13 protein-coding genes are annotated in these 15,499 nt (G+C 61.2%); 4 read left to right on the top strand and 9 right to left on the bottom strand.

Translation table 11 applies throughout. From position 1 onward, the window contains the following. Positions 1–20 precede the first annotated feature (20 nt). Together NDJ10_RS06420 and hpnC are read right to left on the bottom strand one after the other, a co-directional pair. Positions 21–1,520 (bottom strand): CYTH and CHAD domain-containing protein, encoded by a 1,500-nt coding sequence (locus tag NDJ10_RS06420; protein WP_296160381.1) that lies wholly within the window; start codon positions 1,518–1,520, stop codon positions 21–23. Positions 1,521–1,549: 29 nt separating this feature from the next. Beyond that, entirely contained in the window at positions 1,550–2,425 is an 876-nt protein-coding gene (gene hpnC, locus NDJ10_RS06415; protein ID WP_296160379.1) for a squalene synthase HpnC, read from the bottom strand. Positions 2,426–2,543: 118 nt separating this feature from the next. Here hpnC and clpB point away from each other — a divergent pair, with 118 nt between their 5' ends. Continuing rightward, a complete protein-coding gene (gene clpB, locus NDJ10_RS06410; RefSeq protein ID WP_296160378.1) occupies positions 2,544–5,132 on the top strand; it encodes an ATP-dependent chaperone ClpB in 2,589 nt (862 codons plus the stop codon). Positions 5,133–5,249: 117 nt separating this feature from the next. Next, positions 5,250–6,467 (top strand): MFS transporter, encoded by a 1,218-nt coding sequence (locus tag NDJ10_RS06405; protein WP_296160377.1) that lies wholly within the window; start codon positions 5,250–5,252, stop codon positions 6,465–6,467. Positions 6,468–6,591: 124 nt separating this feature from the next. Here the strand turns inward: NDJ10_RS06405 and NDJ10_RS06400 are convergent, their stop codons facing one another. The 6 genes from NDJ10_RS06400 to NDJ10_RS06375 form a co-directional block, all read right to left on the bottom strand. Beyond that, positions 6,592–8,217: an ABC transporter substrate-binding protein gene (locus NDJ10_RS06400; RefSeq protein WP_296160376.1), complete on the bottom strand. Its 1,626-nt coding sequence runs from the start codon at positions 8,215–8,217 to the stop codon at positions 6,592–6,594. A gap of 55 nt (positions 8,218–8,272) precedes the next feature. Continuing rightward, positions 8,273–9,286 (bottom strand): peptide ABC transporter ATP-binding protein, encoded by a 1,014-nt coding sequence (locus tag NDJ10_RS06395; RefSeq protein WP_296160375.1) that lies wholly within the window; start codon positions 9,284–9,286, stop codon positions 8,273–8,275. After that, positions 9,283–10,290, bottom strand: a complete 1,008-nt coding sequence (locus tag NDJ10_RS06390) for an ABC transporter ATP-binding protein (protein ID WP_296160374.1) — start codon at positions 10,288–10,290, stop codon at positions 9,283–9,285. The genes NDJ10_RS06395 and NDJ10_RS06390 overlap by 4 nt, the downstream gene beginning before the upstream one ends. A 12-nt stretch (positions 10,291–10,302) precedes the next feature. Beyond that, positions 10,303–11,199: an ABC transporter permease subunit gene (locus tag NDJ10_RS06385; RefSeq protein ID WP_296160372.1), complete on the bottom strand. Its 897-nt coding sequence runs from the start codon at positions 11,197–11,199 to the stop codon at positions 10,303–10,305. A gap of 10 nt (positions 11,200–11,209) precedes the next feature. Then, complete coding sequence (locus NDJ10_RS06380; RefSeq protein ID WP_296160371.1) at positions 11,210–12,214, bottom strand: ABC transporter permease subunit; 1,005 nt, start codon at positions 12,212–12,214, stop codon at positions 11,210–11,212. A gap of 87 nt (positions 12,215–12,301) precedes the next feature. Beyond that, a complete protein-coding gene (locus NDJ10_RS06375; RefSeq protein WP_296160370.1) occupies positions 12,302–12,754 on the bottom strand; it encodes an SWIB/MDM2 domain-containing protein in 453 nt (150 codons plus the stop codon). A gap of 189 nt (positions 12,755–12,943) precedes the next feature. On the opposite strand from NDJ10_RS06375, the gene rraA reads away from it, so the two are divergent. Beyond that, the gene (gene rraA / locus NDJ10_RS06370) at positions 12,944–13,465 is read left to right on the top strand and encodes a ribonuclease E activity regulator RraA (protein ID WP_296160369.1); all 522 of its coding nucleotides are present in this window, start codon (positions 12,944–12,946) and stop codon (positions 13,463–13,465) included. On the opposite strand, the gene NDJ10_RS06365 is transcribed toward rraA, so the two are convergent. Next, positions 13,443–14,369, bottom strand: a complete 927-nt coding sequence (locus tag NDJ10_RS06365) for a DMT family transporter (RefSeq protein ID WP_296160475.1) — start codon at positions 14,367–14,369, stop codon at positions 13,443–13,445. The genes rraA and NDJ10_RS06365 overlap by 23 nt on opposite strands. A gap of 203 nt (positions 14,370–14,572) precedes the next feature. On the opposite strand from NDJ10_RS06365, the gene speB reads away from it, so the two are divergent. After that, entirely contained in the window at positions 14,573–15,490 is a 918-nt protein-coding gene (gene speB / locus NDJ10_RS06360; RefSeq protein ID WP_296160368.1) for an agmatinase, read from the top strand. Positions 15,491–15,499 lie beyond the last annotated feature (9 nt).

Below are 15,499 nucleotides of genomic sequence, written 5' to 3'. Positions count from 1 at the left end.
ATCAGGAACGAGCCAACTGATTACGCGCCGGGAAGAGAGGCACCTACCGCCACACCGCGCAAAAACTCCACCATGCCACGGTTCAACTCGAGCTGGGCTACCAGCACTGCCGCTTGCGACAGGTCACGCCTGGCACCGATGCTTGTCTGCAGCTCGGTGGCCTGCCGGGAACACTGCTTGGCAAGCCGGCTGGGCAACAGGTTGCCCAGGGTTTGCGTGCCGTAGCGCAGACGTTTGGCGAGTATCCGGACGCGGTGCCAATCCTCGGGGGTGCTGGCGTGTTGTTGCGCATGTTCCAGTTGGGCACGCCATCGCCGGACCCGGTGCTTGGCCCAGTGACGCAGGGAATTTGGGCGAACACGCTGGTTCTCTGCCGTGGCTGACAGGTTTTCCAGCCACTGCGTGATGGTCAGCAAACAGGCGCCAACCGTGGGTTCATGCAGTGCGTAGCGAACCGCTTTGCGTTGGATTCCGGTGGTTTGCGCCAGGGCCAGCATCAGGGCTTGCCATGCTTGGGTGCGTTGCCCGTCTCCCATTGAATAAGCGGCTGTCAGTGGTGGCAGCGTCTCGGTCAGGGCCACATCCAGGTTGCGCAGTTCGCTCAGGCACGACAGCAGCGGGCGCAGCGCTTCCCGGGAAGGCGGCGGGGTGTCGGCCAGCACTTTCCTGAAAAGTTGCAGGCCGCTTTTGAAGCGCCGCCAGCCAATTCGGGCCTGGTGTGCCAGCTCGGGGTCGTCCGACGTTTGCAACGCGTTCAGGTTGGTGGTGAATTGGGTGAACATTTCACGCAACACCGTGTGGGCCAGCACCACTTTGGGCAGTTTGACAGGCAAGTCGAGGGCCTGGGCGCCCAGCGGCTGATGCAAGTCACCCTGTGCCAGCAGAAAACCGCGCTCGGCCTTGCTCTGGCTGGCCGGAAGCACGGCAACCGTGGCCGCAATGTCACGGGCGACGTCAAACAAGGCGGCTGGCTGACCAGACTTCAGTTCAAGTTCCAGTTCGCAAATGGGCGCACGCCGGCCGTCAGCTTCCATGTAGCCGATATCCAGCGCCACCTCGACCACACTGCCATCGCGCCGGCGTACCCACCAGAGGGTTCTTTGAAAAATCGTGGCAAAACATGGCACCAGGGATGCAAACAGGCGGCCATCGGGGTCAAGGTCTGGCCAGGGTGTGGCATCAAGCGCATCGCGCTCCAGCCGGGCGCCCGCAACAGACGTTTCCCATTCACCACGCCGGCTCAAGGCGGAGGAGGTGCTGTCGCCTGTTTTGAGCGTCTGCAGCCACTGGGGGCCCGTCGCGTGATCAATGCAGCGCAGTCGCAAGGCCGTTTGCTGCTGGCGCAATTGCTGATCCGGCGTATCAAAGTAAATATTGTGCAAGGACTGCTGCGATGACTTGCGACGCGCCAGCACGGAAGTGCGCGCCAGCCGCCTGGTCAGGGCCGATGGGTCCGGGTTTGGCAGCCACAATTTGAGTTCGATTTCCTGTGACAGGGGCTTGTGAAGGCGTTGTTTCATGAAGTAATGATTGGTTGCGTGAAGATGGTTTATCGCTGGCGCATCCACACCGCGCGCCACGCCAGCCGTGGGGCATCCCACACCGTCAGCTTGGGCCGGGTACGCCAGGTGGCAAAGTCCAGCGCCTCGATCTTGTCCAGCATGCGCAGGCCGCCTTGCACCACCAGCCGCAACTCCCAGCCCGCCCGGCCCGGGATGCGGCAGGCCAGCGGCGCGCCAGCTTGCATCAGGGCTTTGGCCGCGTTGGCGTAGGCGGCAATCAAGCGCCGTGCATTCTCCGAAGTACTGTCGGCTTGCAGGTCGGCGTCCAGCACGCCATGCGCGGCCATGGCTTGCTGTGACGGGTACCAGCGCCCGCGCGCCACGTCCACCGACACGTCCTGCCAGAAATTGATGAGCTGCAAGGCACTGCAAATCCGGTCGCTTTGCGCCAGTGACGCCGCGTCAGTCACGCCGTACAGGTGCAGCAGCAGTCGGCCCACCGGGTTGGCCGAGCGCGTGCAGTAGTCCAGCAGCTCGGCGTCATCGCGGTAACGGCGCTGGGTTGCGGTGTAACGCACGTCCTGCGCAAAGGCGTCGAGCAGGTCGGCCAGCAGCGGCACCGGCAGCTGAAAGTCCTGCAGCATCTTGCGCAAGGGGTCAAACACCTGCGTCCATTGACCGCTGTGGGCCTGGCCGCTGGCAATGGCCAGCAAGTCAGCCCGGTACTGCGCCAGCGCGTCCAGCCTTTGCGCAGCGTCGGCATCACCTTCGTCCGCCAGGTCGTCGGCAGTGCGGGCAAAGTGGTAGATGGCGGCAATGGCCGGGCGCAGGCGCGGCGGGCACAGCCAGGAGGCCACCGGAAAATTTTCGTAGTGGTCAAGCGGGGGGCTGACGGTGTGGGTGCTAGGGGGCGGTGTATTCACAGGGGTTGGCGCAGAGATCGGCTCTTGCGCAAGATGGAGGGCAACTGTAGCAGGCACAGGCTTGAAAACCGTCACTATGGCCTCATCTCCTGAACAATCCAATCTCAAGGGAACTCTCATGCGACAAGACAAATTGACCACCAAATTTCAGGAAGCCCTGGGCGACGCGCAAAGCCTGGCGCTGGGCCAGGACCACGCCTACATCGAGCCGGTGCACCTGCTGGTGGCCATGTTCAAGCAGGCCGACGGCCCGAAAGCGCTGTTGCAGCGCGCCGGCGTTAATGTGCCCGGCCTGTTGAGCGCAGCCGAGGCTGCCGTCAAACGCCTGCCCCAGGTCAGCGGTCAGGAACAGGTGCAGGTCAACCCCGAGCTGGCCAAATTGCTGCAGGCGACCGAGAAAGAAGCGCTCAAGCGTGGCGACCAGTTCATTGCCAGCGAGCTGTTTCTGTTGGCGGTGACCGACGCCAAGGGTGCTCTGGGCGACATGGCACGCGCCAACGGCCTGACGCGCAAGAGCCTGGAGGCCGCCATCGAGGCGGTGCGCGGTGGCCAGAATGTCGACAGCGCCGACGCCGAAGACCAGCGTGAATCGCTCAAAAAGTATTGCCTGGACCTGACCGAACGCGCGCGCCAAGGCAAGCTCGACCCGGTGATTGGCCGCGACGACGAAATCCGCCGCGCCATCCAGGTGCTGCAGCGCCGCACCAAGAACAACCCCGTTTTGATCGGTGAACCCGGTGTCGGCAAGACCGCCATCGTGGAAGGTCTGGCGCAGCGCATTGTGGCCGGCGAGGTGCCGGAGTCGCTCAAGGGCAAACGGGTACTTTCGCTTGATATGGCCTCGCTGCTGGCTGGCGCCAAGTTCCGCGGTGAGTTCGAGGAACGCCTGAAAAACGTGCTCAAGGACCTGGCCAAAGATGAAGGCCAGACCATTGTTTTCATCGATGAGTTGCACACCATGGTGGGCGCCGGCAAGGCCGAAGGCGCCATGGATGCCGGCAACATGCTGAAACCCGCGCTGGCGCGTGGCGAACTGCATTGCGTGGGCGCGACCACGCTCGACGAATACCGCAAATACATCGAAAAAGACGCTGCGCTGGAGCGCCGTTTCCAGAAAATCCTGGTCGGCGAGCCCACCGTGGAGGCCACCATTGCCATCCTGCGCGGCCTCAAGGAGCGCTACGAAAAACACCACAACGTCGACATTACCGACCCGGCCATCGTGGCGGCGGCCGAGCTGAGCCACCGCTACATCACCGACCGCTTCCTGCCCGACAAGGCGATCGACCTGATCGACGAAGCGGCGTCCAAAGTCAAGATCGAGATGGACTCCAAGCCCGAGGTCATGGACAAGCTGGACCGGCGCCTGATCCAGTTGCAGATTGAACGCGAAGCCGTCAAAAAAGAAAAGGACGAGGCCTCGCGCAAACGCCTGGACCTGATCAACGAGGAAATCAACAGCCTGCAAAAGGAAGTTGCCAACCTCGATGAAATCTGGAAGACCGAGAAAGCCAGCGCCCAGGGCAGTGGCGATCTGCGCGAGCAGATTGACCAGCTCAGGTTCCAGATCGAGGAACTCACCCGCAAGGGCGACTTCAACAAGGTCGCCGAGCTGCAATACGGCAAGCTGCCCGAGCTTGAGAAACAACTCAAGGAAGCGCAGGACAAGGAGAGCAACCGTGCCGAAGGCGCTGCCCCACGGCTGTTGCGCACCTCGGTCGGCGCCGAGGAAATTGCCGAGGTGGTGAGCCGTGCCACCGGCATTCCGGTGGCCAAGATGATGCAGGGCGAGCGCGACAAATTGCTGCAAATGGAGGGCAAACTGCACCAGCGCGTGGTGGGCCAGGACGAGGCCATTGCTGCCGTGGCCAACGCCATCCGGCGTTCGCGTTCGGGCCTGAGTGACCCGAACCGACCTACGGGGAGCTTCCTGTTCCTGGGCCCGACGGGTGTCGGCAAAACCGAGCTGTGCAAGGCGCTGGCCGGCTTCATGTTTGACAGCGAGGACCACCTGGTGCGCATCGACATGAGTGAATTCATGGAAAAACATTCCGTGGCCCGCCTGATTGGTGCACCGCCCGGCTATGTCGGTTACGAGGAAGGTGGTTACCTGACCGAAGCGGTGCGCCGCAAACCCTACAGCGTGCTGCTGCTCGACGAGGTGGAAAAAGCCCATCCTGACGTGTTCAACGTGCTGTTGCAGGTGCTCGACGATGGCCGCCTGACCGACGGCCAGGGCCGCACCGTGGACTTCAAGAACACCGTGATCGTGATGACCAGCAACATCGGTTCGCAGATGATCCAGGCCATGGTGGGGCAGGATTACGAAGACGTCAAGGAAGCAGTGACCGGTGAACTCAAGAACCATTTCCGTCCCGAGTTCCTGAACCGCATCGACGAAACCGTGGTGTTCCATTCGCTCGACGCCAGCCACATTGCCGACATTGCCCGCATCCAGCTGGCGGTGCTCAAGGCGCGACTGGAACACATGGAGCTGGGTCTGGTGGTGAGCGAGGCCGCGGTGGCCGAACTGGCCAAGGTCGGTTTTGATCCGGTATTTGGTGCCCGGCCGCTCAAGCGTGCGATTCAGCAGCGGCTGGAAAACCCGCTGTCCAAGCTGCTGCTGGAAGGCAAGTTTGCGCCCAAGGACAGCATTCATGTCGATGTGGACCCGATCCGCGCGCCGGGGCAGTTCAACTTTGCGTGAGGAGGGCTGCGTGCGCTGTCATGAGCGAAGTTGATGATGCTTGCACCATGCATCGCCGCATGTCCTTTTAGAAACCCTTTGCGGATCATTTCGGGATCTTCCCGCTAACATCCCGGCATGACCGCAGCTTCCCAAACCTTACCCATTTCCGTTCCGCTCAAGCAAGACGCCACCATCATTGGCCTGGTGGGCCTGGCGCACGCGTCTTCGCACTTCGGCCATTTGTTGCTGCCGCCGTTGTTCCCGGTGTTCATGGCTGAATTTGGCCTCAGCTTTTCGCAATTGGGTGCGCTCATGAGCGTGTTTTTTGTGGTGTCGGGGATCGGCCAAGCATCGGCTGGTTTTGTGGTCGACAAGGTTGGCGCCCGGCCCATGTTGTTTGCTGCGCTGGCGCTGTTCGCGCTGGCTGCGTTGCTGGCCTCCACAGTGACGGGCTACAGCGGCTTGCTCATGGTGGCGGCGCTGGCGGGCCTGGCCAATGCCACCTTTCACCCGGTGGACTTCACCATTTTGAACCAGCGCGTGTCGGCGCCGCGCCTGGGCCACGCTTTCAGCGCCCATGGCCTCACGGGCAATCTGGGCTGGGCGGCGGCGCCGGTGTTTTTTGCCACCTTCACCGCGGTGAGTAATTGGCGCACGGCCTATGTCGTGGCTGCGCTGCTTTATGTGGGCGTGCTGGCGCTGATGTGGCTGCAGCGTGACAAGCTCAGGACACAGGCCGTGGTGCACCATGCAGACACGCCGGCCGAGCACAGTATGGCGTTCATGAAGCTGCCGGTGGTGTGGTGGTGTTTTGCCTTCTTTTTGCTTTCCACCATGACGCTGGCGGTGGTACAGAGTTTTTCGGTGTCCATTCTCAAGGCCATGCATGGCGTGAGTTTCGAGTCGGCCACGCTGACGCTCACGGCCTACATGCTGTGCGGCGCCATGGGCATGTTTGTGGGTGGTTTTGTGGCCGCCAAATCGCGCCATAGCGACCGGGTGGTGGCGCTGGCGATGGCAGCGGGTGCTTTGTTGCTGGCGCTGTGTGCGACTGGTCTTTTGGGCGCCACACTGACCATGGTGGTGCTGGCTGCCACCGGTTTTGCGGTTGGCATCGGCGGGCCGTCGCGTGACATGATGATCAAGAAAGCCACACCCAAAGGCGCCACTGGCCGGGTTTATGGCCTGGTCTACTCGGGTCTGGACACTGGCTTTGCTATTTCGCCGCTGATCTTTGGCGTTTTCATGGACCGCGGCTGGTATGGCGCTACGCTGCTGGGGGCCGCTGTGGTGCTGTCGCTCAGCGTGGTGGCGGCACTGGGGGTGGGTCAGCGTACGCTCGCCAGGCCATGAGTCAGTGGCCCTGGATGGGGTAGGTGCCGTCTCTCAGACAAAGACAGAGGCAGCAGCGCGGCAGTTCGCTGGTGCGCTATAAAAAAGCCGGCTTGCGCCGGCTTTTTTATCAAGCAGAAAAGGCTTACTTGGCCATGTCCACACCATAGAAGCTGTGACGGCCAAACGGGCTCAGCTTGAAGCCGATGACTTCCTTGCGCACCGGTTTGATCTGCACCGCATGGGCAATGGTGAACCAGGGCGCTTGTTCCTTGAAGATCACCTGGGCTTTTTCGTAGAGCTTGGTGCGCTCAGCCGGGTTGGAAACCACCTTGGCCTTTTGGATGAGGTCCTCATACGGCTGGTAGCAGAATTTGGCCACGTTCGAGCCGTTTTGTTTGGCGGAACTGCATCCCAGCAGCGTGTTCAGGAAGTTGTCCGGATCGCCGTTGTCGCCGGTCCAGCCCAGCATGCCCATCTGGTGTTCACCGGACTGCATGCGCTTGCGGTACTCGCCCCACTCAAAGCTCTTGATTTCGGCCTTAATACCCACCTTGGCCAGGTCAGCCTGCATCAGCTCGGCAATGCGCTTGGCGTTGGGGTTGTAGGGGCGCTGCACCGGCATGGCCCACAGGTCGGTGGCAAAGCCGTCTTTCAGGCCGGCCGCAGCCAGCAATTTCTTGGCTTCTTCGGGGTTGAAGGCGTCGTCCTTGATGGCCTTGTTGTAAGACCACTGCGTTGGCGGAATCGGGTTGGTGGCCGGCACGCCGGTGCCCAGGTAGACGGCATCGACAATGGCTTTCTTGTTGATGGCCATGTTGACGGCCTTGCGCACACGCACATCGTCGAACGGTTTCTTGGTGGTGTTGTAGGCCAGGTAGCCGATGTTCAGGCCGGGTTGCTCCATCACCACCACATTGGCATCCTTGCGGATGGCGGGCAGGTCAGCCGGGTTGGGGTAGGGCATGACATGGCACTCGCCTTTTTGCAGCTTGGCCCAGCGCACCGAGGCATCGGGTGTGATCGAGAAGATCAGGTCGTCAATCTTGGCCTTGCCCGCCCAGTACTGGGGGAACGCCTTGTAGCGGATGATGGCGTCTTTCTGGTACTGCACCAGCATGAAGGGGCCGGTGCCCACGGGTTCCTGGTCCAGCTTTTCAGGGGTACCGGCCTTGAGCATGGCAATGGCGTATTCCTTGGACTGGACACCCGCATATTGCATGGCCAGGTTCGACAGGAACGGTGCCTCAGGGGCGTTCAACACGATCTTGACGGTGTACTCGTCAACCTTGTCGACCGACTTGAGCAGCTTGGGCATGCCCATGTCGCCAAAGTAGGCATGGTTGGAACTGGTGACCTTGAAGTAGGGGTCGTTTTCCTTCCATTGGCGCTCGAACATGAACAGGATGTCGTCGGCGTTCATGTCGCGCGAGGGCTTGAAGTTTTTGTTGGATTGCCACTTCACGCCTTTGCGCAAGTGAAAGGTGTATTCCAAGCCGTCTTTGGAGACTTCCCACTTTTCGGCCAGACCCGGAACGACCTTGGTGCCACCACGCTCGAAATCGACCAGGTTGTCGTAAATTTGTTCGCTGGCATCAAACGAGGTACCGGTGGTGTTGATGCTGGGGGCAAAATTCTCCGGGCTGCCTTCGGAGCAGTACACCAGCGTTTTGGCACCGACCTGACCAACGGCCAACAGCGCAGGCAGCGCCAGGGCGCACAGCGCCGTGCGCTTGAGCGCAAACTTGTGGTTTGATTTGAGAACAGTCATCTTGTGGACTCCTACAGGTTGATGCTGCGCTGCAGCAGGGTGGTTGAATCAGGAACTAAGCGGATTGGACAAATTGTTCAGCCAGATGGCAGGCCACATGCCGTCCGGCAAGCTCTCGCAATGGCGGCCGTTCGTTGTGGCATTGTGCTACAACGTGCGGACAGCGGGTGGAGAACACGCAGCCACTGGGCGGACTCAAAGGGGAGGGCAGTTCGCCAGTGAGGACGATGCGTTTTTTCGCCGCGCCGGTGCCGACAATGCCGGGTGTTGAGGCCAGCAAGGCTTGTGTGTAGGGATGCAGCGGCTGGGCAAAAATGGTTTTCTTTTCGCCCTGCTCGACGGCATGGCCGAGGTACATCACCAGCACATCATGGGCAATGTGCCGGACCACGCCGAGGTCGTGCGAAATGAACAAATAAGCCAGCCCGAGCTCTTGTTGCAGGTCGGCCAGCAGGTTGAGCACCTGGGCTTGAATGGACACGTCGAGCGCCGAAACTGGTTCGTCGGCCACGATCAGGGCCGGCTTGAGCATGAGTGCACGCGCAATCGCGATGCGCTGGCGCTGGCCACCTGAAAACATGTGCGGGTAGCGGTCATAGTGTTCAGGGCGCAAACCCACCAACGCCAGCATGGCACGGGCCTGCTCAGTGCGCGATTTGGCATCCAGGTCCGTGTTGATTTCCAGCGGTGACTCAAGAATGGCACCGATTTTTTTGCGCGGGTTGAGCGAGCCAAAAGGGTTCTGGAACACCAGTTGTACGGTGCGGCGCAAGGCATGGCGCTGCTGCGGGCTGGCTTTGACCACGTCGACATCGCCCAGCGACAACTCGCCGGAAGTCGGTGTTTCGATCAGTGACACCATGCGTGCCAGGGTCGACTTGCCGCAGCCAGACTCACCCACCACGGCCAGCGTTTTGCCCGCCTGCACGGTGAACGAGACGCCGCTGACCGCTTGCAGGTGGTCGGCCGGGTGCATGAACCCGCGGCTGATCTTGTAGACCTGTTTCAGGTCGCGCGCCACCACCACGGGCTCGGTCGTTGGCATCACGTTTTGAAGGGTCTCGGTCATAGGGCTGCCCCTTGCAGCGGTGCCGACAACGCTGCGTCAGACAGAGGTTCCAATGGGTAATGGCAGCGCACCCAGCCGTTTTGCCATTCACGCAGGGCAGGGCGCTCGGCGCGGCAATGGTTGTTGGCGTAGAGGCAGCGCGGCGCAAACAGGCAGCCGGTAGGCCGGTCATATAGGCCGGGCACCATGCCGGGGATGGTGGCCAGGCGGCTGGCGCCGTCGCTGCGCTCGGGCATGGCGGCCAAAAGGGCCTCGGTGTAAGGGTGCTGGGGTGACTCGAAAATATCGTAGGCGCTGCGCGTCTCCATGATCTGGCCGGCGTACATCACGGCCACGCGCTGCGCCATCTCGGACACCACGCCCATGTTGTGGGTGATCAGCACCAGCGCCATGTTGCGTTCTTTTTGCAGGGTGCGCAGCAAGTCCAGAATCTGCGCCTGGATGGTGACGTCGAGCGCCGTGGTGGGCTCGTCGGCAATCAGCAGCTTGGGATTGCAGGAAATGGCCATGGCAATCATGACGCGCTGGTTCATGCCGCCCGACATCTGGTGCGGAAACACATTCAAGCGGCTTTCAGGCGCCGGGATGCCCACTTGCTCCAGCAGCTCGATGGAGCGTTTGCGCGCCGCTTTGCCGTCCAGCCCCAAGTGGAGCTTGAGTGTTTCTGCCAGTTGGAAACCCACGGTAAAGCAGGGGTTCAGGCTGGTGGTCGGGTCCTGGAAGATCATGGCCACGTCTTTGCCGGTGAGCTTGGCGCGTTCACTGCCCGAGAGCTGGAGCAGGTCATGGCCGTCAAAGCGCAGCTTGTCGGCCGTGACCACGCCGGGGAAAGACACCAGCCCCATCAGCGCCATCATGGTGACGCTTTTACCCGAGCCCGATTCGCCCACAATGCCCAACACGTCGCCTGCTTCGATCGACAGGGAAACCCCATCGACGGCGTGCATCACGGCGGTTTTGGAGGGAAACTTGACCGAGAGATTTTCTATTTCAAGGAGCGCCATAAAACGTATTGGTTAGCGTTTGAGCTTGGGGTCAAATGCGTCTCGCAGACCGTCACCCAGCAGGTTGAAGGCCAGCACGGTGATCAAAATGGCGAGCCCGGGAAAGGTCACGACCCACCAGGCGCGCAACACAAACTCGCGCGCATCGGCCAGCATGGTGCCCCACTCGGGCGACGGTGGCTGCGCACCCAGGCCCAGAAAGCCCAGCGCGGCGGCGTCCAGGATGGCCGAGGAAATGCCCAATGACGCCTGCACAATGAGCGGCGCGGTGCAGTTGGGCAGCACTTCGTTGAACATCAGGCGCAGATGGCCGGCTCCGTTCATGCGGGCTGCGGTGACGTAGTCGCGGCTCATCTCGGTGATGACGGCGGCCCGTGTGATGCGCACGTAATGCGGCAGCACCACCACGGCCACGGCCAGCATGGCGTTGACCAGTCCGGGGCCAAGAATGGCCACGATCACAATTGCCAGCAGCAGACTGGGCAGGGTCAGGATGATGTCCATCAGGCGCATCACCGCCACCTCGAAGATGCCGCGGAAATAGCCCGCCGTGAGGCCCAGCACGGTGCCCAGCACCACCGACAGCGCCACCACTGCCAGCCCAATGGCGAGGGACAGGCGGGCGCCATGAATCAGGCGCGACAAGATATCGCGGCCAATGGCGTCGGTGCCCAGCCAGTGCGCACTGGAGCCACCGGTCTGCCAGGCCGGCGGTGTCAGGAAGACGCTGGGGTCGGTGTCATTGGGGGCGTAAGGGGCAATCCAGGGCGCAAACGCTGCCATCAGCAGCACCAGCAGCACGATAACCAGGCCCGCTACAGCGCCTTTGTTGGTGCTGAAATAATCCCAGAATTCGCGCAAACGGTGCGGGGGCTCGATCAGGGCAGGGGTGTCGGCAAGCGTGGTCATGGTGGGGTCTTCAGTGCCGGATACGTGGGTTGATGATGCCGTAGGTCACGTCCACCAGCAGGTTAACCACCATGACCATGCCGCCCAGCAACAGCATGCCGCCTTGCAGCACAGGGTAGTCACGCCGGCCGATGGCTTCGATCATCCACTTGCCCACGCCGGGCCAGGAAAAAATGGTCTCGGTCAGGATCGCTCCGGTGAACAGCACGCCGACCTGCAAGCCAATCACCGTGATCACCGGGATCAGGGCATTGCGCAGCGCATGCAGGGTGACTACCCGGAAGTTCGACAGGCCCTTGGCCCGTGCGGTACGAATGTAGTCTTCGCCCAGGACTTCGAGCATGGCCGAGCGCGTCATGCGGGCGATCACGGCCAGCGGGTTGGTACCGAGCACGATGGTGGGCAGGATCAGATGGGTGGCAGCTGACCAGAAGGCGTCCATGTCACCGGCCAGCCAGGTATCGATCAGCAGGAAACCGGTCACGGGTTCAATGAAATACTGCACCGCAATGCGACCGGACACCGGGGTCAGGTCGAGTTGCACTGAAAACAGCAGGATCAGCAGCAGACCCCACCAAAAAATCGGCATCGAGTAGCCGGTGAGCGAGACGCCCATCACGCCGTGGTCCAAAATGGTGTTGCGCTTCACTGCGGCCAGGATGCCCGCCGGAATGCCGATGCTCAGCGCGAACAAAATGGCACAAACTGCCAGTTCGATGGTGGCCGGGAACAGTGCCATGAATTCATTGAGGACTGGCTCATGCGTGATGATGGATTTGCCAAGGTCGCCTTGCAGGACACGGCCAATGTAGATACCGTATTGCACCAGCACCGGGCGGTCCAGTCCGTAGGCTTTGAGCAGCTCGGCGTGGCGTTGTGGGTCAATGCCGCGCTCGCCGGCCAATGTTTCAATGGGGTCACCCGGCACCATGCGGATCAGAAAGAACGCAACCAGCGTCATGCCGATGAAGGTGGGGATGATCAGGCTGAATCGGGTCAGGAAAAAACGAAGCATCGGTAAACGATTGGTGTTGTTGGGCGCAATGATGCCACAAACAAAAGGCCGACTTGCGTCGGCCTTGAAAACTCTGGCTTGGCTGTTTTATTTCAAATGTTTGCCAATCAAGCCAGCCATTTCGAACATGGTGACTTGCGCTTTGCCAAAAACTTCCTTGAGCTTGGCATCAGCGTTGATCAGGCGTTTGTTGATAGCGTCCTGCAGTTTGTTGGCCTTGATGTAGACCCACAATTGCTTGACCACCTCGGTACGTGGCAGGGCTTTTGAACCCACGACGGCAGCCAGTGCAGCGCTGGGTGTCATGGCTTTCATGAAAGCGGCATTGACGGCGCGTTTGGCAGCGGGAGCTTTTTTTGCAGCGACTTTTTTAGCGGGAGCGGCTTTCTTGGCAGGAGCAGCTTTTTTAGCAGGAGCCGCAGCTTTTGCAGCGACCTTTTTAGCGGGTGCCGCAGCTTTTGCCGGGGCTGCTTTTTTAGCGGGAGCGGCTTTGGTGACGGGAGCAGCTTTTTTAGCCGGTGCTTTTTTTGCAGTTGCCATAAGAAAGTCCTTTTCGTAGTTGATCAAACACCAGCAAAAAAAGATCGGCTGGTTGGGGCGAATCCTACTGGAGAAAGCAGCACCTTCATAGGGGGAAGACGCAAATTCTGCGAGGAAAAAGTTATTTATGTTGGGTTTTTTGCAGATTTACAATTTTCAGTGCCAATTAACCAAGCCAGGACGATTTTCATGACCCCATCTTTTGCCACCTGTGATTTGTGCGATGCCCACAAAAATGCGACCCCGGAGCACTTTCGGACGCTGCCACCGGTGTTCAGGGACTTCGGTGCGCGTCGTGTTTTTTGCGGTCCGGTGGTCACCGTCAAGTGCTTCGAAGACAACACGCTGGTCAAGGCGGCGGTAGATTCCTGCGGCTTTGAGGAGACGCCCGAAGGCCGGGTCGGCAAGGTGCTGGTGGTCGATGGTGCCGGCTCCTTGCGGCGCGCCTTGCTGGGTGGCAACCTGGGTGCAGCCGCTGCCAAAAACGGTTGGGCCGGTGTGGTGATCGACGGCTGTGTGCGTGATGTGGCTGAACTCGCGGTGCTGGATGTGGGCATCCGGGCACTGGCCAGCATGCCCATGCCCACTGACAAGCAGAATCAGGGCTTGAAAGACTTGCCGGTGCAGGTCCAGGGTGTCTGGGTGAAGCCCGGCGAGTGGCTGTATGCCGACGCCGACGGCATGGTGGTCAGCGCGGCGCGGCTGCTTTGACGCGCCCCGGCAGTGTTGCCAGCAGCACGCCTGCCAGACAGAGCGCAAACGCAAACAATTGCAGGCCACCCAGGCTTTCACCTAAAAAGAGCACGCCCACCAGAGCCGCTGAAATGGGCAGCATGACGGTGAACACGCCGGCGCGTGCAGCCGCAATGGTTTTGAGCCCGGTCATCCAAAGCCACACCGTCCAGACGCTGGCGGCCAGCGCATAAAACACCAGCAGCAGCCACATGGGAGTGGGCACGCCCGCAAAGTCAAAGCCCCAGGCGGCATACACCCCAAAAGGGGTCATCAAGGCAAAGCCCCACAAGTTGATCAGTGCGGTGATGCGTTTGGGTGTCAAGCTGCCGGTCAGCTTCTTTCCAATCACGGCATAAGCGGCTTCACACAGCACGGCGGCAAAGACCAGCAGGTTGCCCCAAAACGCGTTGTGCCCAGCCGGTACGGACAGCGCTGGTTTGACGATCGAAAACAAGCTGATGCCGATGACGGCCAAGGCGATGGCCGCCCACACGCGCAGGTCAATACGCTCCCTTAAAACCAGCCAGCTCAGTAGTGCCACGACAGTAGGTAGGGTGGCCATGATGATGCCGGCTGACACCGCCGTGGTCATGCTGACGCCAAACAACATACAAATTGTGAACAGAAAATTACCCAGCAAGGCCTCCAGAAACAACAGGCCATGGGTGCCTCGGCGCATGGGCGGTTCATGGTCTGGTTTGATCAACCAGTGCGGCATGGCCAGCACGCCGATACCAAAGCGTAGCCAGGCCAATAAAAAGACGGGCAGGGCGAGCACCAGGGGTTTGCTCAGGGCCACATAGCTGCCGACCAGGGACATGCTGGTGGCCAGCAACAGGTAGGCGAGCCAGCGGGGTGCGGCGTGGGTCGAATCTTGGATGGGTGGTGTCACGTTTAAGAATGGAACGATGAAAAAATGGCATCCATGAGGCCCGATGCCAAAGGCTCAGACGCTTTGCGGGTCAGTGGATTGATCAATGGTAGGTGAATTGGCCCCTTGAAATTGGCTTAACTCAGAATAATTTGGCGTGCCCGTGGCGACGGGCCAACGCGGGCCGGGGATTTATTTTCAAGGAGGTGTCCATGCCAATCGGTGAATTTGCCTACGCCAACAACAGCAACCGTTTTCTGGCTGCGCCGGCCTTGGCGCAGCAGCGCTTTGCCGTGGTCGGGGTGCCCTTTGACGGCGCGGTCACCCACCGGCCCGGCGCACGCTTTGGCCCGCAGGCCATTCGCAGCGCCAGCCTGATGCTGTGCGACGGCCTGCACCCGCATTTCGAGGTCACACCGCTCGGGCACCTGGGTGACGGCCACGACATGCGTCTGCCCAATGCCTCGCCGCTGGCCGAAGTTCGTGCGCGCATCCAGGCCCAGGCCAGCGCACTCATGGCGCGCCACCACTGCGTATTTCTGGGGGGCGACCATTCCATCACCTTGCCGCTGTTGCGGGCGGCCCATGAAAAACATGGCGCGCTGGCGCTGGTCCACTTTGACGCCCACTGCGACACCTGGATCGACCACTTTGGCGAGCCCTCGGGCCATGGCACCTGGACCTATGAAGCCATTCAGGAGGGGCTGGTCAGCCCGCAGCACACGGTACAAATCGGCCTGCGCTCCAGCGGCGCGCGTGCGGCGCGCCACTACGTGCAGGACCAGGGTGGCCTGATCTTTACCGGGCGCCAGTTGCGCGGCCTCGACGGCGCGGCCCTGCAGCCCGTGGTGGCGCAAATTTTGGCGCGCCTCGGGAACCGCCCGTGTTACCTCACGCTCGACATCGACTGCCTTGACCCCGCCTTTGCGCCCGGCACCGGCACCCCCGAGCCCGGTGGCCTGAGCAGCTCGCAGCTGCTGACCCTGCTAGAAGAACTCAGCCTGCTCAACATGGTCGGCATGGACTGCGTCGAAGTGGCGCCCGCCTATGACCACGCCGAGCTCACCAGCAACGCCGCCGCCACGTTCGTCTGGACCTATTTGTGCGGCCAGATTGCAAAATTGGCCTGAAAGTGACAT

The sequence above is a fragment of the Rhodoferax sp. genome (assembly GCF_023700745.1).
GTDB lineage: Bacteria > Pseudomonadota > Gammaproteobacteria > Burkholderiales > Burkholderiaceae_C > Rhodoferax.
This window is presented reverse-complemented; position numbering and strand designations above follow the sequence as displayed.